This is a genomic window from Geodermatophilus sp. URMC 62 (genome assembly GCF_052931475.1).
On sequence record NZ_JBRFHY010000001.1, the window covers coordinates 1388575 to 1405728 of the forward strand.

At 75.8% G+C, this 17154-nt stretch carries 14 protein-coding genes; 4 read left to right on the forward strand and 10 right to left on the reverse strand.

Going from position 1 to position 17154, the window contains the following annotated elements; all coding sequences use genetic code 11:
• Positions 1-23: 23 nt before the first annotated feature.
• Complete coding sequence (locus ACU616_RS06660; protein WP_446757690.1) at positions 24-974, reverse strand: ABC transporter ATP-binding protein; 951 nt, start codon at positions 972-974, stop codon at positions 24-26.
• 170 nt (positions 975-1144) lie between these two features.
• Positions 1145-2518 carry an MFS transporter gene (locus ACU616_RS06665; protein ID WP_446757691.1) on the reverse strand — a complete coding sequence of 458 codons (1374 nt, stop codon included), beginning with the start codon at positions 2516-2518 and terminating at the stop codon, positions 1145-1147.
• A 254-nt stretch (positions 2519-2772) separates the two neighbouring features.
• Here ACU616_RS06665 and ACU616_RS06670 point away from each other — a divergent pair, with 254 nt between their 5' ends.
• The 3 genes from ACU616_RS06670 to ACU616_RS06680 all read left to right on the forward strand — a co-directional run bounded on the left by ACU616_RS06670 (position 2773) and on the right by ACU616_RS06680 (position 6435).
• Positions 2773-3525, forward strand: a complete 753-nt coding sequence (locus ACU616_RS06670; protein WP_446757692.1) for a 3-hydroxybutyrate dehydrogenase — start codon at positions 2773-2775, stop codon at positions 3523-3525.
• Between the two features lie 71 nt (positions 3526-3596).
• Entirely contained in the window at positions 3597-5540 is a 1944-nt protein-coding gene (locus tag ACU616_RS06675; protein ID WP_446757693.1) for a helix-turn-helix domain-containing protein, read from the forward strand.
• A 601-nt stretch (positions 5541-6141) separates the two neighbouring features.
• Positions 6142-6435 carry a hypothetical protein gene (locus ACU616_RS06680; RefSeq protein WP_446757694.1) on the forward strand — a complete coding sequence of 98 codons (294 nt, stop codon included), beginning with the start codon at positions 6142-6144 and terminating at the stop codon, positions 6433-6435.
• Positions 6436-6547: 112 nt separating this feature from the next.
• Here ACU616_RS06680 and ACU616_RS06685 read toward each other — a convergent pair whose 3' ends face one another.
• From ACU616_RS06685 to ACU616_RS06705, 5 genes are read right to left on the reverse strand one after another with little or no spacing between them, the layout of a single operon-like run.
• Positions 6548-7693, reverse strand: a complete 1146-nt coding sequence (locus tag ACU616_RS06685) for a branched-chain amino acid ABC transporter permease (RefSeq protein ID WP_446757695.1) — start codon at positions 7691-7693, stop codon at positions 6548-6550.
• A complete protein-coding gene (locus ACU616_RS06690) occupies positions 7690-8574 on the reverse strand; it encodes a branched-chain amino acid ABC transporter permease (protein ID WP_446757696.1) in 885 nt (294 codons plus the stop codon). The genes ACU616_RS06685 and ACU616_RS06690 overlap by 4 nt, the downstream gene beginning before the upstream one ends.
• A complete protein-coding gene (locus ACU616_RS06695; RefSeq protein WP_446757697.1) occupies positions 8571-9392 on the reverse strand; it encodes an ABC transporter ATP-binding protein in 822 nt (273 codons plus the stop codon). The genes ACU616_RS06690 and ACU616_RS06695 overlap by 4 nt, the downstream gene beginning before the upstream one ends.
• The gene (locus ACU616_RS06700; RefSeq protein ID WP_446757698.1) at positions 9389-10189 is read right to left on the reverse strand and encodes an ABC transporter ATP-binding protein; all 801 of its coding nucleotides are present in this window, start codon (positions 10187-10189) and stop codon (positions 9389-9391) included. The genes ACU616_RS06695 and ACU616_RS06700 overlap by 4 nt, the downstream gene beginning before the upstream one ends.
• A 49-nt stretch (positions 10190-10238) precedes the next feature.
• Positions 10239-11447: a substrate-binding domain-containing protein gene (locus ACU616_RS06705; protein WP_446757699.1), complete on the reverse strand. Its 1209-nt coding sequence runs from the start codon at positions 11445-11447 to the stop codon at positions 10239-10241.
• Positions 11448-11625: 178 nt separating this feature from the next.
• Here ACU616_RS06705 and ACU616_RS06710 point away from each other — a divergent pair, with 178 nt between their 5' ends.
• The gene (locus ACU616_RS06710) at positions 11626-12456 is read left to right on the forward strand and encodes a tyrosine-protein phosphatase (RefSeq protein WP_446757700.1); all 831 of its coding nucleotides are present in this window, start codon (positions 11626-11628) and stop codon (positions 12454-12456) included.
• A 61-nt stretch (positions 12457-12517) separates the two neighbouring features.
• Here the strand turns inward: ACU616_RS06710 and ACU616_RS06715 are convergent, their stop codons facing one another.
• The 3 genes from ACU616_RS06715 to ACU616_RS06725 all read right to left on the reverse strand — a co-directional run bounded on the left by ACU616_RS06715 (position 12518) and on the right by ACU616_RS06725 (position 16975).
• Complete coding sequence (locus ACU616_RS06715) at positions 12518-14593, reverse strand: diguanylate cyclase domain-containing protein (RefSeq protein WP_446757701.1); 2076 nt, start codon at positions 14591-14593, stop codon at positions 12518-12520.
• A gap of 394 nt (positions 14594-14987) precedes the next feature.
• On the reverse strand, positions 14988-15122 hold the full coding sequence (locus tag ACU616_RS06720; RefSeq protein ID WP_446757702.1) for a hypothetical protein: 135 nt from the start codon (positions 15120-15122) through the stop codon (positions 14988-14990).
• A 143-nt stretch (positions 15123-15265) separates the two neighbouring features.
• The gene (locus ACU616_RS06725; protein WP_446757703.1) at positions 15266-16975 is read right to left on the reverse strand and encodes a putative PEP-binding protein; all 1710 of its coding nucleotides are present in this window, start codon (positions 16973-16975) and stop codon (positions 15266-15268) included.
• Positions 16976-17154: the final 179 nt, after the last annotated feature.

A 17154-nucleotide genomic window follows, 5' to 3' on the forward strand; every position in this document is an offset into this window, starting at 1 on the left:
GGGCTCCTCTCGGGGAGGGACGGTCAGGAGGGGTCGGCGCCGTCGGCGACGGCGAGGAAGGCCTGCTCGAGGGAGGCCGCGCGGGCCTCGAGGCCGTGCAGCAGCACGCCGGAGCGCTCGGCCCAGGCGAGCAGCCCGGCGAGCACCGGCTGCAGGGTGCGGGTGTGCCACTCGACCCGTGGGGCGGCGGAGACGACCTCGACGCCCGCGGGCACCGGCGGTCGCGGCGCGGCGGGGTCGAGGACGAACCGGACGGTGGCCGGCTGGGTGGCGGCGATCTCCTCGCGGGTGCCGTCGAGCACGATCGTCCCGGCGCGCATGATCGCGATGCGGTCGGCGAGCTGCTCGGCCTCCTCGAGGTGGTGGGTGGTGAGCAGCACCGCGGCGCCGTCGTCGACCAGGCGCCGGACCAGTTCCCACACGGTGCGGCGGCTCTCCGGGTCCAGCCCGGTGGTCGGCTCGTCGAGGACGAGCACGCGCGGCCGGCCGAGCAGCGCCGTCGCGAGGTCCAGGCGGCGGCGCTCGCCGCCGGAGAGGCTGCGCACCCGTACGTCGGCGCGTCCGGTCAGGCCGACCTGGGCCAGCGCCTCCCCGGCCGGGCGGGGCGCGGTGAGCGTGCCCGCCCACGTCCGGACCGTCTCGGCGACGGTCAGGTCACCGGGCAGGCCGCTGGCCTGCAGCACCACACCCAGGTACGGGCGGACGGCGGACCTCTCCCGGCGCGGGTCGTGGCCGAGGACGCGGACCGTCCCGCCGGACGCGGCGGCCAGGCCCTCGACCACCTCCAGCGCGGAGGTCTTGCCGGCACCGTTGACGCCGAGCAGCGCGAAGACCTCCCCGGGCCGGACCTCGAAGGACACGCCCCGGACGGCCTCGAACGAGCCGTAGCGGCGGCGCAGGTCGGCCACCTCGACGGCGGGCGCGTCGGCCGGGGCCGGCGCCGGGAACGGCGCGAGGGTGGGGGTCGGGTGCACGGCGGGACCTCCTCGGCGTGCCCGCCGGCCGGGGGTCGGCCGCTGTCGTCCGGGCACGGGACCACGCTCCCGCCGGCCCCGCCCCGGCACAGGTGCCGTTCCTCACGACTTCCGCTGTCGACGCCACAGGCCCCCCGTGACACGTGTCACGGGGGGCCTGTGAGCCGACCTCACACCGACGAGCGCGACCGGCCCTCCCGGACGGCGACCGCCTGGTCCGCGGCCAGGTCGCGGGTGCGGGTCTCCCCGTAGGACAGGACGGCGACCAACGTGATCACGGCGCAGACGGCGAGGTACACCGCCACCGCCGTCGCGTTGGGGTCGGTGAAGCTGCCGAGCAGCGCCACCGCGATCAGCGGCGCGGGGGCGCCGGCGACCACCGAGGCGAGCTGGTACCCGACCGAGACGCCCGAGTAGCGGGCCTTGGTGCCGAACAGCTCGGAGAGGAACGCCGCCTGCGGGCCGTACATGGCGCCGTGGAAGAGCAGTCCCACGGTGATCGCCACGACCACGAGGGCGAAGCTCCCGGTGTCGAGCAGGGCGAAGAACACGAAACCCCACACCCCGACGCCGACCGCACCGAACAGGTAGACCGGCCGGCGCCCGATGCGGTCCGACAGCGCCCCCCACAGCGGGATGGTCACCAGGTGGACGGCGGCGGCGATGAGCACCGCGTTGAGCGCGAACGAGGTCTCCAGGCCGAGCACCCGCGTCAGGTAGGTGAGGCTGAACGCGGTGACGACGTAGTAGGCGACGTTCTCGGCGATGCGGGCACCCATGGCCACTAGCACCTCCCGCTTGTAGCGGGTGAGCACCGTGACGATGGGGGCCTTCTCGACCGCGCCGGTCTGCCGGGCCTTCTCCTCGGCGAGACGCTGTGCCTCGAGGAAGACCGGGGACTCCGAGACGGCCAGCCGGACCCACAGCCCGACGAGGATGAGCACCGCGGACAGCAGGAACGGGATCCGCCAGCCCCAGGCGGCGAACGCCTCGTCGGACTGGAACGCGGCCAGGACCGCCAGCACACCGGTCGAGATCAGCTGGCCGGCGGGCGCGCCGGCCTGCGGCCAGGACGCCCAGAAGCCGCGGTGCTCCGGCCTGCCGTGCTCGGACACGATGAGCACCGCGCCACCCCACTCGCCGCCGAGGGCGAACCCCTGGACCAGCCGGAGGGCGATCAGCAGGATCGGGGCGAGCACGCCGACCGTGGCGTAGGTGGGCAGCAGGCCGATGGCGAACGTGGCACCGCCCATCATGAGCAGCGAGATGACCAGCAGCTTCTTGCGGCCGATCCGGTCACCGAAGTGGCCGAAGACCAGGCCGCCGATCGGGCGCGCGGCGAACCCGATGGCGTAGGTGGCGAAGGCGGCGAGGACGCCGACGAAGTCGTCCTGGTCCGGGAAGAACAGTGGTCCGAAGACCAGCGCGGCGGCCGAGCCGTAGAGGAAGAAGTCGTACCACTCGACGGTGGTGCCGATGATGCTGGCGCCGACGACGCGGCCGAAGTGCCCTCGCTGGCGGGGCACCGGAGAGGGTGCGGTCATGCGGGTCTCCTGAGGGACGAGGGAGTCCGGGCGGTGCCTGACGTTAGGGACGATCCTGAGCCGGTCCCATGTGCGCCAGGCCAGACCTCTCACCCGGTCCATGTGTGCCCACCCCATGTCATCGACGCGGTGAGACAGGTCGGCCACGGGTCGTGACCGGCGCAGCGTCATGTGGCAGCACGCCACCCACCGGCTCGGAGCTGTGTGGTCCGGCGCCGTGGGAGTGGCGCACACCACGGCCTACCGTCACGGCCATGAGCACGAAGGACCTCGAGGGTCGGCGGGCGATGGTGACCGGTGGCGGCTCCGGCATCGGCCGGGCGGTGGCCGCACGGCTGGCGGAGGCCGGCGCGGAGGTGGTCGTCGTCGACCGGGACGGCGCGGCCGCCGAGGACGTGGCGCGCAGCGTCGGGGGCACGCCGCTGACGGTCGACCTCTCCGACCTCGCCGCCGTCGACGCGATCGACGTCGACGTCGACGTGCTGGTCAACAACGCCGGCTTCCAGCACGTCGCGCCGGTGCACGAGTTCCCCGTCGAGGTGTTCGCGGCCATCCAGCGGCTGATGGTCGAGGCACCGTTCCGCCTGGTCCGCCGCGCGCTCCCGCACATGTACGGCCGGGGCTGGGGCCGCGTGGTCAACGTCAGCTCGGTGCACGGGCTGCGGGCGTCGGCCTACAAGGTCGCCTACGTCACCGCCAAGCACGGGCTCGAGGGCCTGTCCAAGGTGGTCGCGCTGGAGGGCGCCCCCCACGGGGTCACCTCCAACTGCGTCAACCCCGCGTACGTGCGCACGCCGCTGGTCGAGGGGCAGATCGCCGACCAGGCCCGCAGCCACGGCATCTCCGAGGAGGAGGTCGTCGAGCAGGTGATGCTCGCGCCGGCGGCGCTCAAGCGGCTGATCGAGCCGGCCGAGGTCGCCGACGCCGTCGCGTGGCTCTGCTCGCCGGCGGCCACCTCGGTCACGGGCACCTCGCTGGTCATGGACGGCGGCTGGACCGCCCACTGATGGCCGACCACCTGCCCCGGACCACCCGGGGGCCGGCGGCAGAGCCCTCCCGGGGGCCGGCACCGGGCAGGGTGCCGGCCCTGGTACGGACCGCGGCGCTCACCGTCGACGGGTCCGGCCGTGCGCCACGGGTGACGTCGGCGGCCGCGGAGTACCTGCGGCTGGTCCTCGACGACGCCGCCGCCATCGAGTACGAGGGGCCGCTGGTGCGCGCCCGGGCCGCGGGCGCCGACGCCGGCACGCTTGCCGAGCTGGAGGACGTCCGGCTGCTGGCGCTGCAGGTGCGCGCCGCCTTCGCCGCCCGCCGCCGTCGCGAGTCCGAGCTCTCGGCGCTGTTCGACACCGCCAGCGACCTGGCGACGCTGCGCGGCGTCGACTCGGTGCTCACCGCGATCGTCCGCCGCGCCCGGCAGCTGCTGGGCACCGACGTCTCCTACCTGACCCTCAACGACGACGCCCGCGGCGACACCTACATGCGGGTCACCGACGGCTCGGTGTCGGCGCGGTTCCAGGCGCTGCGGCTGCCCATGGGCGCGGGCCTGGGCGGCCTGGTGGCGCAGACGGCGGCGCCCTACGCGACGGCGAGCTACTTCACCGATCCGCGGTTCCGGCACACCGACGACATCAACGGCGGCGTCCACGAGGAGGGTCTGGTCGCCATCCTCGGCGTCCCGCTGATCCGCGGGTCGCAGGTGATCGGCGTCCTCTACGCCGCCGACCGCACCGAGCGGACCTTCGACCGCTCCGAGGTGTCCCTGCTGGGCTCGCTGGCCGCGCACGCGGCGATCGCCATCGACAACGCGCGGCTGCTGGAGGAGACGCGCACGGCGCTGGAGGAGCTCTCGGCGGCCACGCGGGCGATGCGGGCGCACACCGAGTCGGTGGAGCGGGCGGCGGGGGCGCACGACCGGTTCATCGACGTCGTCCTGCGCGGCGGCGGCGTCGAGGACGTCGCCGCGGCCGTGACCGAGGCGCTGGGCGGCCGGATCACCGTGCTCGACGAGGAGGGCCGGCCCACCGGTGGGGACGACGACGGCGCCGCCCTCCCGCCCGACCCGGCCGGGGCCCTGGCGCTGGCCCGCGCCACCGGTCGGACCGTGCGCGACGGCGAGTGGTGGACGGCCGCGGTCACGGTGGGCAGCGACCTGCTCGGCGGCCTGGTGCTGCAGCGGGCCGACGAGCTGGCCGACTCCGACCAGCGGATCCTCGAGCGCGCCGCGCTGGTGACCGCCCTGCTCCTGCTCATCCGGCGCACCGCCGGCGAGGCGGAGGGCCGGGTGCGCGGCGAGCTGCTCGACGAGCTGCTCACCGCGCCGCTGCGCGACCCCGACGGGCTGCGCGAGCGGGCCCGCCGGCTCGGTGCCGACCTCGACCGGCCGCTGTCGGTCGTCGTCGTCCGCGTCGAGGAGCGCTCGCGCGGCCGGGCGCTGGCCGCCGCGGCGCACCTGGCCGCCACGCGCGCCGGCCTGGCCGGGCAGCGCGACGGCCGCGTCGTCCTCTGCCTGCCCGACCTGGCCGCGGGGGAGGCGGCGGCGCTGGCGTGCCGGGAGCTCACCGCCGCGGCCGTGCGGCCGGTGACCGCCGGGGGCGCCGGCCCGGTGCACGGCCCGGCCGCGGTGGCCGACGCCTGCGCGGAGGCGGGGCGGTGCGCCTCGACGCTGGAGGCGCTGGGGCGCGCGGGGCAGTCGGCCAGCGCCGACGAGCTCGGCTTCGTCGGCCTGCTGGTGGGCGAGGGCCGCGACGTGCCGGGGTTCGTCACCGCGACGCTCGCGCCGGTGCTCGAGTACGACGCGCGCCGCGGCACCGACCTGGTGGCCACCCTGCGCGCCTGGTTCGACACCGGCGGCTCCCCCGCCCGGGCCGCCGAGGTGCTGGGCGTGCACGTCAACACCGTCACCCAGCGGCTCGACCGGGTGGGCCGGCTGCTCGGGCGCGACTGGTCGGCTCCCGAGCGGGCGCTGGAGGTGCAGCTGGCGCTGCGGCTGCACCGGCTCACCACCGCCGACGGGGTGTGAGCGGCTCCTACGCTGGTGCGGTGACCGCCGTCCTGCCCCGCGTGTCCGCGGCGGAGTGGTCGGCGCGGGCCGCGGCCCACGAGGCGCGGGTCGAGCGGTGGACGGCGCCGCACCGGGAGCGCCGGCGCCGCGGCGAGACGCACCCGGTGCTCGACTTCCTGTTCACCTACTACTCGCACGCCCCCGGCCGGCTGCGCCGCTGGCACCCCGGCGTCGGCGTCGCCTTGGCGCCGACGCCGGAGGGTCCGGCGCCCCACGCGGGGTGGCGCTGGTACGCGACCGGGGACGACGGGACGGTGCGGCTCGACGTCGCGGCCCTCCTCACCGACCGCGGGGACACGGTGCGGTTCGTCCGCGACCTGCTGGCGGCGACCGCGTCGCGGCCGGCGGCGACCGGGTGCTTCGGGCTGCACGAGTGGGCGATGGTCTACCGGGCCGGGGAGCGCCGGCACGCCGTCCCGCTGCGGCTCGGGCAGGCGGGCACCGACGCCGTCGTCGAGCCGCGCAGATCCGGTGCACCCACCACGACGCGTTCCGCTTCTTCACCCCGGACGCCGTCGGCCTCAACCGGCTGCAGCCGACCCGCGAGACGCAGGTCGCCATGGAGCAGCCGGGGTGCCTGCACGCCACGATGGACCTGTACAAGTGGGCCTACAAGCTCGGCCCCGCCGTCCCCGGCGAGCTGGTCACCGACTGCTTCGCCCTGGCCGTGCAGGTGCGCGAGCTGGACATGCGCGCCTCCCCGTACGACCTGCGCGACCGCGGCTACGCGCCGGTGCCGATCGAGACGGCGGAGGGCAGGGCCGAGTACGTGGCCGCCCAGCGGGGGTTCGCCCGGCGCGGCGCCGAACTGCGCTCCCGGCTGCTCGAGGTCTGCGACGCCCTGCTGGGCTGACGCGGGCACTGCCGGAGCGTCCTCCCGCACCGCAGCGCGTCCTCCCTCACGGTGGGCGGTGAGGGAGGACGCGCGATGATCAGGTCCCCTGATCGTGGCGCGGCCCCCGCGGTCAGACGCCGTCGCGGGGGCCGGCGCCGGCGCCCACCCCGCGGGCCGCCGTCTCGCGCAGCTGCTCGACCACCCGGCCCGGCGCCGGGGTCTCCCCGCCCGTGGGGGCCGCGGGACGCCGTCCGGCACGCCGCTCGCGGAGCCGCGCGACGACCCCGGCGATGCCGCCCGGCACGAAGAAGACGACCAGCACGAACAGCGAGCCCAGCAGGAACAGCGGTTCGGAGAGCGGCACCCGCAGCCACGCGGGCAGGTCCTGCACGGCCGGCGAGGAGGCCAGGTCGGTGAGGCGGCTGTCGAGGTAGGTGTAGAGCACCCCGCCCACGACGGCGCCCCACCGGCTGCCGGCGCCGCCGAGCACCACCATGACCAGCAGGCCGAGGGTGAAGTCGGCGGTGGTGGTGCGCGGCGTGGAGCCGCCCAGCAGCAGCAGGTGCACCACCCCGCCGAGGGCGGCCAGCAGCCCGGCCAGGACGAAGACGACCAGCTTGAAGTCGTAGGGCCGCAGGCCCAGCACCTCGACGCGGCGCTCGTTCTCCCGGATCGCCTGCCACACCCGACCGGCGCGCGAACCAGTCACCCACGCCACGACGGCGTAGACGACGGCGAGGTAGGCCAGCGCCAGCCAGTACAGGTTCACCGTGTTGAGCACGCCGACGAAGACGTCGGGGACGTTGCCGCGGTCGAGCGCCAGGCCCTCCTCGCCACCGGTCAGGCCGCCGGGGTCGCGCAGGACGACGATCGACCCGACCTGCGCGATGGCCAGCGTGACCATCGAGAAGGCGATGCCCGACACCCGCAGCGCCACGGCGCCCACCAGCAGCGGCAGCACGACGCCCACGGCGGTGGTCAGCGCCAGCGCCGCCCCCAGGCCCCAGCCGAGCTCGGTGAGCGCCAGGTTGGCCACGTAGGTGCCGGCGGCGAAGTAGAGGGCGTGGCCGAACGAGAGCAGCCCGGTGAACCCGAACAGCAGGTCGTAAGAGAGCGCGACCCCGCCGAAGACCAGGCACAGCGCGAGCAGCTGCAGGGTGCCGGGGCCGTTGAGGACGCCGTCGAACAGGACCGGGACCTGCAGCGTCGAGAACGGCAGGACCGCCAGGACGACCAGGACCACCAGCGGCGCGAGCCGCGTCAGCTTCCGGCTCATGCCACCCTCGCAGTCAGCCCACCGGGGCGGGTCAGCAGGACGACGGCGAGCAGCAGGACGACCGACAGGTCACCCACCCCGCTGGCCGCGTAGTAGTTGGCGAACTGCTGCACGAGCCCGACCAGGACGGCGGCGACGGCCGCGCCGGTGATCGAGCTCATCCCGCCGATGACGACGACGATGAAGGCGAAGATCAGCAGGGACGTGCCCTGCCCCGGGGAGATCGACCCCAGGTAGACCCCGCCGAGCGCGCCGGCCAGGGCGGCGAACGCCCCGCCGAGCGCGAAGACCAGCGTGAACGCCCGCCGGACGTCGATGCCCAGCGCGGTGACCATCGACCGGTTCTCCACGCCGGCCCGGATGACCAGGCCGAAGCGGGTGAACCGGAGGAAGGCCAGCACCGCCAGCAGCACGACGACGGCGCTGCCGACCAGCAGGAAGCGGTCGTTGGGCACGCTGGCGCCCAGGATCGACGTCGTGTCCTCCGCCCACGCCGGCGCGGGGAAGGGCCGCGGGTCGGCGCCCCAGACGGCCCGGACGAGCGCCACCAGCGCCAGGCTGAGCCCGACGGTGACCAGCACCTGCTCGATGTGCCGCTCGTAGAGCGGGCGGATGAGCGCCAGCTCCACCAGCGCGGCGACCAGCGTGCCCACCGCGACGCCGAAGGCCACGGCGAGGACGAACCCCCAGCCGCTCCCGCCGGCGCCGGGCAGGTTCCCCGCCGCCCACCAGGTGCCGTAGGCGCCGATGGTGAGGAAGGCGCCGTGGGCGAAGTTGAGCACGCCCATCAGCCCGAAGATCAGCGAGAGGCCGGAGGCGACGAGGAAGTACAGCGCCGCCAGGCCCAGGCCCGTCACGGCCAGCAGCACGACGGTGCTCATGCGCCGGCCTCGCCGGCGCTCGTCCGGTGGACGCGCACCCGTGGCCCTGTCTCCGGTGGGCTCGCCGGCTCGCCCGCCGCGTGCGTCGTCCCGCTCGTGGCGACGCCGAGCAGCTCGCGGGCGCGGTCGGCGTCGGCGAGCAGGTCGGGGGCCGGGCCGGACCAGGCCACCCGGCCCTGGTCGACGACGACGGCGTCGGTGGCCATCCGGCGCACCACGGACAGGTTCTGCTCGACGAGCAGCACCGTCACCTCCTCGGCGGCGCGGGCGAGCACCTCGGCGACCTCGGCCACCAGCAGCGGCGCCAGGCCCTTGGTCGGCTCGTCGACCAGCAGCAGCTGGTTGTCGTTGAGCAGCAGCCGGGCGATGGCGACCATCTGCTGCTGGCCGCCCGAGAGCGTCCCGGCCAGCTGCCTGCTGCGCTGCGCGAGCTCGGGGAACAGCTCGTACACCCGGTCGCGGTGGTGGGCGGAGTCGCGCCGCTCGGCCAGCGTGAGGTTCTCCGCCACGGTGAGCCCGCCGAAGACCTCCCGGTCCTCGGGGGCGTAGCCGACGCCCAGCCGGACGACGTCGTGGGTGCGCCGACCCGAGAGCCGGTGCACGCGGCCGCCCGGGTCGGTGAGCTCGATCGTGCCGGTGGAGGACACCAGCCCGAGCACCGACCGGACCGTCGTCGTCTTGCCGGCGCCGTTGCGGCCCAGCAGGGCGGTGACGCCCCCGCGGCGGACGGTGAGGTCGACCCCCTGCAGGACGTGGCTGCCCGACAGGCGGACGTGCACGTCCTGCATGCGCAGCAGCACCGGGCGCTCGGCGCTCACAGCTGGTCCCCCAGGTAGGCCTCCTGGACGGCGGGGTCGGCGGTCACCCTCGCCGGGGTGTCCAGCGCGAGCAGCGAGCCGTGGTGCATGACCGCGACCCGGTCGGCCAGGCCCAGCAGGACGTCCATGTGGTGCTCGACCATGAGGACGGTCCGGCCCTCCTCGCGGTGCACGTCGGCGATGACCTCGGTCAGGCCGGCGACGTCCTCGATGCTCACCCCGGCCATCGGCTCGTCGAGCAGCACGACCGCCGGGTCGGTGGCCAGCAGGATCGCCAGCTCCAGCTTGCGCTTGTCGCCGTGGGAGAGGGCCCCGGCCAGGGCGTCGCCGCGCCGGGCCAGGCCCACACGGGTCAGCGCCCGGTCGGCCACCTCGTACGCCCGGTCGCCGGCCCGCACCCGCTGCCACGGCCGCAGGCTGCCGCCCAGGCGGGCCTGCGCGGCCAGCCGCACGTTCTCCCGGACGCCGAGGCCCGCGAACACCGACGAGGCCTGGAAGGTGCGGCCCAGGCCCCGGCGGGCCCGCGCCGCCGGGCTCGCCGAGGTGATGTCGGTGCCGTCGAGGGTGACCGTCCCGCCCGTCGCCGGGAGCAGCCCCGACAGCAGGTTGAACAGCGAGGTCTTGCCCGCCCCGTTGGGGCCGATGACGGCGACGAACTCGCCGGGGGCCACGTCGAAGCCGACGTCGGACACGATCACCGCGCCGCCGATGGCGCAGGTCAGGCCGGCCACCTGGAGCACCGGCCCGCCCGCGGGGCGGGCGGCCGGCGCGGCGCCGGCGGCGAGGGTGCTGCCCACGGCTGGTCCTCGGGGTGCGTCGTCGTGGTGGTGGTCGTGGCGGCGGTCGTCAGGAGGTGGCGACCGGCGGGGCGACGGACTCCGGGTCGAGCGTGTCGACGAGGACCGGCACGAGCTCGCCGTCCCGCTCCTCCAGGCGCGCCTGGAACATCGGCTGCAGCAGGGCGTGGTCCTCCTCGCGGATGGTCAGCTCGCCCTTGACGCCGTCGAAGGTCCAGCCCTCGAGGGAGTCGACCATCGCGCCGACGTCGTCCCCGCCCTCCTGGAGCGCGTGCACGACCATCTGCGCGGCGGTGAAGCCGTCGGGGGTGAACAGGTCGATCTGTCCGCCGTCGGCCTCCACCCGCTCGGTCATCGCCTGGCTGACCTCGTTGTCGACGGCCTCGGGGAAGTAGTGCGACAGGTAGTCGATCTGGGTGGCCTGGGCGCCGTAGGTGGCGTAGCTGGCGCGGATGTCGAGACCGGTGACCACCGTCGTGGAGTCGAGGACGCCCTGCTGGCCCATGGCCTGCCACATCGCCGGGGCGGTCTCGCCGGCCCAGGCGACGAAGACCAGGTCGGCGCCCGCGTCGCGGGCCTGCGAGGCGAAGGGGGTGAGATCGGTGGCGCTCGCCGGGACCAGCAGCGGGGTGACGGTCGCGCCACCGCCGCCGAGGACGGCGGTGACGGCGGCGACGTTGGCCTGCCCGAAGGCGCTGTCCTGGGCGAAGACCAGCACGTCCTTGCCCTGCGCGTCGCCGATGAACGACTGCGCGGTGAGGATGTCCTGGTAGGTCTGCCGGCCCGACCGGAAGGTGTTGTCGTTGACGCCGGTGATCGCGTCGGTGGCGGCGGACCCGGAGATGAACAGGACGTCGTTCTGCTCGGCCAGCGGCGCCACCTGGGTGGCCACGCCGGAGGCGGTCGAGCCGGCGAGCACCTGCACGCCCTGGCCGATGAGGTCGGTGGCCTCGGCGACGGCCTTGGCCGGGTCGCCGGCGTCGTCGCGCTCGACCACCTCGACGCGCCGCCCGTCGACCTCGCCGGTGCCGTCGGTGGCGTAGTCGAGGCCGGCCTGGAAGCCCTGCAGGTACTGCTCGCCGTAGGTCGCCAGCGGCCCGGAGGCCGAGTAGACCAGCCCCACCTGGACCGGGGACTCCCCGCCGCCGTCGTCGCCGCTCCCCGAGCTCGTGGCGGTGGGGCTGCCGCAGGCGGCCACCGACAGGGCCAGCGCGGCCCCCGTGGCGAGGACGGCGGTCCGGGGACGGGGACGCGACATGGCGGGCTCCTCAGGTGTGCGGCGGTGCACGGGGCACTCCGGACGACGTCGTCCGGAGTGGTCTGCACCACACGCTAGAGATACTGCCTGGTACTGCCCATGGCGGTGATCACCACAGCCGCACCGGGAGGTGTGGGTGACGACCACACGACGACGGCGCCCGCCGTAACGTCGGGGGGTGACCTCCGTGCGCTCCGAGCGCTGGCTGCGCCTCGACGGGACCACCAACACCCGCGACCTGGGCGGCCTGCCGACCACCGACGGCGGCACGACGGCGTTCGGCCGGGTGTTGCGCAGCGACAACCTGCAGACGCTCAGCGACGACGACGTCCGCCGGCTGGCCGAGGAGGTGCGGCTGACCGACGTCGTCGACCTGCGCACGACCGCGGAGGTGCTGCTCGAGGGGCGCGGCCCGCTGCGGGCGGTGGAGGGCGTCACCCACCGGCACTTCACCCTGCTGCCCGAGCGCGGGAAGCACACCGACGTGTTCGCCGTGGAGGAGGACGAGGTCCCGGACCTGCCCGCCGACTGGGCCGAGACGGTCCTCCCGCGGCAGACGACGGAGGCCGACGAGGTCGAGCCGCCCGCGGTGCGGGCCTACCTCGGCTACCTGCACCACCGGCCGGAGAACGTCGTGGCGGCGGTGCGGGCGCTGGCGGCCGGGGGCGACGGCGCAGCGGTCGTGCACTGCGCGGCGGGCAAGGACCGCACGGGCGTCGTGGTGATGTTCGCCCTGGCCGTGGCCGGGGTGCCCGACGAGGAGATCGTCGCCGACTACGCGATGACCGCCGAGGTCATCGACGCGCTGGTGGCCAAGCTCCGGAGCTCCCCGACCTACGCCGAGGACATGACCCGCCGCGACGTGGCGAGCCACACCCCGCGCGCGGAGACGATGCGGCGGGTGCTCGAGCTGCTGCACGAGCGCCACGGTGGCCCGCTCGGCTGGCTGGCGGAGCACGGCTTCGGCGCCGACGAGCAGGCACGGTTGCGCGCCCGCCTGCGGGACTGACGGAGGACCCCGTCCTCCCACCCCTCGCACGCTCGGGGCCGGGCGGGGCCGGAGGGGCCGGTCAGGTGGCCCGGCGCGGTTCGGGGGCCGGCGGTCGGTCGCGGTGCTTGTGCAGGTACATGGCGGCGTCGGCGTCACGCAGCAGCTGCTCGGCCACCGCGGAGGAGTCACCGGCCTCGCCGGTGTGGACCGCGACCCCGGTGCTGGTGCCGACGTCGACGGGGATCCCGTCCAGCCGGAACGACTCGGCGAAGGCCGCGTCCACGCGGGCGACCACGCCGTCGGCGTCGAGCGGGTCGGCCAGCCGGGGCAGCAGCACCGCGAACTCGTCGCCGCTGAGCCGCCCGACGGTGTCGCCGGGCCGGATCGCCGCCCGCAGGCGCGCCGACACCTGGCGCAGGAGCTCGTCGCCGGCCGCGTGGCCGAAGGTGTCGTTGACCGCCTTGAACCGGTTGAGGTCGCAGAAGAGGACACCGACCGAGCCGGTCGCCGGGGTCGCGGCGATCGCGGCGGCCAGCCGCTCCCGGAACAGCGCCCGGTTGGGCAATCCGGTAAGCGAGTCGTGGGTGGCCTGGTGCCGGACGGTCTCCAGCAGCCGCGCCTTCTGCAGCGCGGTGGAGGCCTGGTCGCCGACCCCGCTCAGGCGGGCCAGGACGTCGGCGTCCGCGGCGCCGCTGACCTCCCCCTGCGACCAGCCGGCCGTCACGACCCCGAGGAAGGTGGCGCCGGCCAGCAGCGGGACGGCGACCGCGTCGGTCAGCCCGAGGGTCGACAGCAGGTCGCGCAGGGGGCCGCTGCTGCCGGTGGCGCTGAGCGCGCGCGGCTCGCGGTCGGTGAGCATGCCGAACAGCTCGGGCACGTCCTCGGCGCGCAGCGCGGTGGCGTACATGACCGCCTCCTGCTCCCGGGGCAGCCCGGTCGAGGCAGCCGTGGCGAGGGTCGCGGCGGCCGGGTCCCACAGCATGACAGAGGCGTTGCTGCAGCCGACGACGCTCGGCAGCGCCTCGGCCACGGTCCGGCAGATCCCGTTGACGTCGGTCGCCCGGGCCAGCCCGTGGGCCAGCTCGAGCAGCGCGCCCGCCCGGCGGGCCTCCATGCGGCTGCTCTCGAGGACCATCACCAGGTCCAGCGCGGCCGCGGCGTGGCCGGCGTAGGCGGCCAGCATGGCCCGCTCGTCGCCGAGCCCACCGTCGCCGGCCCGCCCCAGGGCGGCCAGCCGGCCGTGGGTCCGCCGCGCCGACCGGACGTCGACCACGACGGCACCCGGACCCAGGTCGTCCCCGGCGAGCAGCCGGGCGGCCAGGGCCGGGACGTCACCGGCCGGCAGGCCGGAGCTGTGCACCAGGGGTGCGCCGCCCTGCGGCGCCGAGACGGCGAGCAGGTAGGCCGGGGCCAGGACGGCCGCGGCGGCCCGCTCGACGATGCGCGGGAGCACCGTCTGCAGGTCGCCCCCCTCGACGAGGTCGGTGGCGGCGGACTGCAGGCTGCGGACCTGGCTGCGCAGGGCGGTGATCTCCGGGTCGGCGGCCGGCGCGCCCCGGCGGCGCCACGGCCGCAGCCGGCGGTCCCAGGACAGGTGGTACACGCAGGCCTCCGCGCCGGAGGACTCGCACTCCTCGTGCACGACCCGCGCCGGCGCCAGGCCGAAGATCGTGGGGACCATGCTGATGAGGCCGCGGGCGTAGTCGCAGTCCAGCCGCGAGTGGACGTACCCGTCGTGCAGCTCGTAGCGGATCGTCGCCGAGGTGGCGTCGGACGACAGCACCGTCATCGTGGACGTGGTGCTGAAGTTGGCCACCGCGCGCGGCAGCCGGGCGTAGACCTGCCGGGGCGAGCCCATGGCGCGCACGAGCAGCACCACGGTGGCGTTCATGCCGTTGCGCAGCGACTCCGCGCCCATGCGGAACATGGCGTCGGGGTCGCCCAGCACCTCGGTGGCCGCGGCGAACAGCCGGACGCGCGTGTCGTAGCCGGTCCAGGTGGCCGGTTCAGACAGCTCGGCGGCGGTGAACGGCACACCGGCCCGGCGCAGGGTCTCCGCGACGGCGGCGTCCCCGCCGTGCTCCCTGAGGTAGCTCATGAGCAGCGCCGTGGTGACCCCGGAGGTCTCCCGCGGCTCCGCGGCTGCCACGGTCACCGGGATCCCCCGTCGGCGTCGGGACGGGGGTCGGCCCCCGGGCGTACTCCACTCACGGCGGGGTCATCGGCACACTCCGGTGCCGGGTTGAGCCGCCTGCCCCGATCGGGGGACCGGGGGTGGGGCGAGGATCAGGTGACCTGATCATGGCGCGTCCTCCCTGACCGCCCACGGTGAGGGAGGACGCGCTGCAGTGAGGGAGGACGGCCCGGCGAGGGCCGGCACCCCGGAGAGCGATCGGGCCCGCAGTCGGCCCCGGACAGCGGTCGGCCCCGGTCAGCGGGTGCGGACCGGGGCCGTGCGAGTGCGCCCAGCGCGGCGGCCTCCCCGGGGAGAGGACGCCGCGGGCTGCGTGCGGTGGCGGACGGCGAGGTCCGCCCTCCGACGCCGTGGTTCAGAAGCCGCGATCGGCCATCGTGAGCAGCTCGTCGCGCATCGCCGGGCTGCTGGTGCGCGCGAGGGCCCGGTCGAGGGCCCGCCGCGTCCGAGCCGCCTGCCGCCGCTGCCGCCAGGTGGTCCCGCTGTTCATGTCCGTCGTCTCCTCTGCGGTGCTGCTGATCCGTGCACTCTCAACAATGCAGGCGCAGAGGCCGGTGTTCCGATGATGCGCAGGACGAGACCGGTCTCACCCCGACGATCCTTCGGTCCGCCGGGGTGAGACCGGCCCGTCCCTCAGCCGCGGACGAGGACGGCGCGCGCCGCGGCGCGGCCGGCCCGCGGGTCGTCGGCGGCCAGCGCCGCCGCCGCGGCCTCCTGGCAGGCGGCGAGGTCGACCGTGGCCAGCCGGGCCCCGACACCGGCGACGGCCGGGGCGGCGCAGGACAGCGAGGTCACCCCCAGCCCCACGAGGACGCAGGCCAGCAGCGGGTCGGCGGCGGCCTCGCCGCAGACGCCCACCGGCTTGCCCGCACGCCGGCCGGCGCTCGCCGCGGCCTCCACGAGCGTGAGCAGGGCCGGCTGCCACGGGTCGGTGAGGTCGGCCAGGTCGGCCGACAGCCGGTCGGCGGCCAGGGCGTACTGGGAGAGGTCGTTGGTGCCGATCGACAGGAAGTCGACGTGCTGCAGCACCCGGTCGGCCAGCAGGGCGGCCGAGGGCACCTCGACCATGACGCCGGGCACCATCCCGCGGGCGCGCACCCGGGCGGCGAAGTCGGCGGCCTCCCCCACGGTGGCCACCATCGGCGCCATCACCCAGGGCGAGGCGCCGGTGCGGCGGGCCGCCTCGGCGACGGCGTCGAGCTGCCGGTCGAGCAGCCCCGGGTCGCGCCGGGCCACGCGCAGCCCGCGGACGCCGAGGGCCGGGTTGGCCTCCTCCGGCGGCGTGGCGAACTCCAGCGGCTTGTCCGAGCCCGCGTCGAGGGTCCGCAGGACGACGCGGCGGCTGCCGACGGCCTCGAACACGTCGGCGTAGCCGCGGGCCTGCTCCTCGACCGTCGGCTCGGCGGCCCGGCCGAGGAAGGACAGCTCGGTGCGGAAGAGCCCGACGCCCTCGGCGTGCGCCGCGATGGCCAGGCGCGTGCCCTCGCCGTCCTGGACGTTGGCCAGCACGGGCACGGGGACGCCGTCACGGGTGGCGGCCGGCCCCTGGTAGCCGGCCAGGGCCGCCGCCGCGCGCCGCGCCGCCTCGAGCTGGCCGGCGGCGGCCTGGGGGTCGGGGTCGACGGTGAGCGCGCCCTCCTCGGCGTCGAGCAGCACGGTCACGCCGGCCGGCACGGCGTCGAGCCCCTCCACCGCGACGATCAGGGGCAGGTTCAGCTGGCGGGCGATGATCGCGGTGTGGCTGGTGGTGCCCCCCAGGCGGGTGGCCAGGCCGACGATCCGCGCCGGGTCGAGCCCCGCGGTGTCGGCGGGGGCCAGGTCGTCGGCCAGCAGGATCGAGGGCACCTCGGGGGTGGGGACGCCGGGCTCGCCCTGGCCGGTCAGCTCGGCGACCACCCGGTCGCGGACGTCGCGGACGTCGGTCACCCGCTCGGCCATGACCCCGCCCAGTGAGCTGAAGACGTCGACGAACTGCTGCGCGGCCTGGACGGCGGCCACCGCGGCGGGGACCCCGGAGTCGATCCGCTGCTCCACCGCGCCGAGCAGCCCGCGGTCGCGGGCGAGGCCGGCGGTGGCCGAGAGCACCTCGGCGGTCATCCCGGTGGCGGCGGCCGCGCGCTGGGCGAGCCGGTCGGCCACCGTCTCGGCCGCCGCGACGAACCGCGCCTTCTCCTCTGCACGCGCAGACTCGGGCAGCGGGTTGAACGCCTCAGCGGGCAGCACGACCGCACCGGCCGGCCGCACGACCGGGCCGAGGACGACGCCGGGGACGACGGGCGTGCCCGTGAGGACGCCCGCTGCGGGGCGGTCCGCGGTCGGGACGGTCGGGGTGGTGGTGGACATGGGCACCTCATCGGGTCGGCAGAGGGTGGGGGCAGGACACCGTCGTCCGTCAGTGACCAGACTCACGAATCGGTGTTGACTTGTCAACGGATCCCACGTAGAACAACAAAGCCACAAGCGCGGTCCCACACATTCGGACACGAATGTGATCCGGATCAGGGACCCCGACGGGACGACGA

Excerpts from the sequence above, each read along its gene's own strand:
- ACU616_RS06665 (WP_446757691.1), bottom strand. The coding sequence starts at position 2,518 with ATGACCGCACCCTCTCCGGTGCCCCGCCAGCGAGGGCACTTCGGCCGC.
- ACU616_RS06670 (WP_446757692.1), top strand. The coding sequence starts at position 2,773 with ATGAGCACGAAGGACCTCGAGGGTCGGCGGGCGATGGTGACCGGTGGC.
- ACU616_RS06680 (WP_446757694.1), top strand. The coding sequence starts at position 6,142 with ATGGAGCAGCCGGGGTGCCTGCACGCCACGATGGACCTGTACAAGTGG.
- ACU616_RS06685 (WP_446757695.1), bottom strand. The coding sequence starts at position 7,693 with ATGAGCCGGAAGCTGACGCGGCTCGCGCCGCTGGTGGTCCTGGTCGTC.
- ACU616_RS06690 (WP_446757696.1), bottom strand. The coding sequence starts at position 8,574 with ATGAGCACCGTCGTGCTGCTGGCCGTGACGGGCCTGGGCCTGGCGGCG.
- ACU616_RS06705 (WP_446757699.1), bottom strand. The coding sequence starts at position 11,447 with ATGTCGCGTCCCCGTCCCCGGACCGCCGTCCTCGCCACGGGGGCCGCG.
- ACU616_RS06720 (WP_446757702.1), bottom strand. The coding sequence starts at position 15,122 with ATGAACAGCGGGACCACCTGGCGGCAGCGGCGGCAGGCGGCTCGGACG.
- ACU616_RS06725 (WP_446757703.1), bottom strand. The coding sequence starts at position 16,975 with ATGTCCACCACCACCCCGACCGTCCCGACCGCGGACCGCCCCGCAGCG.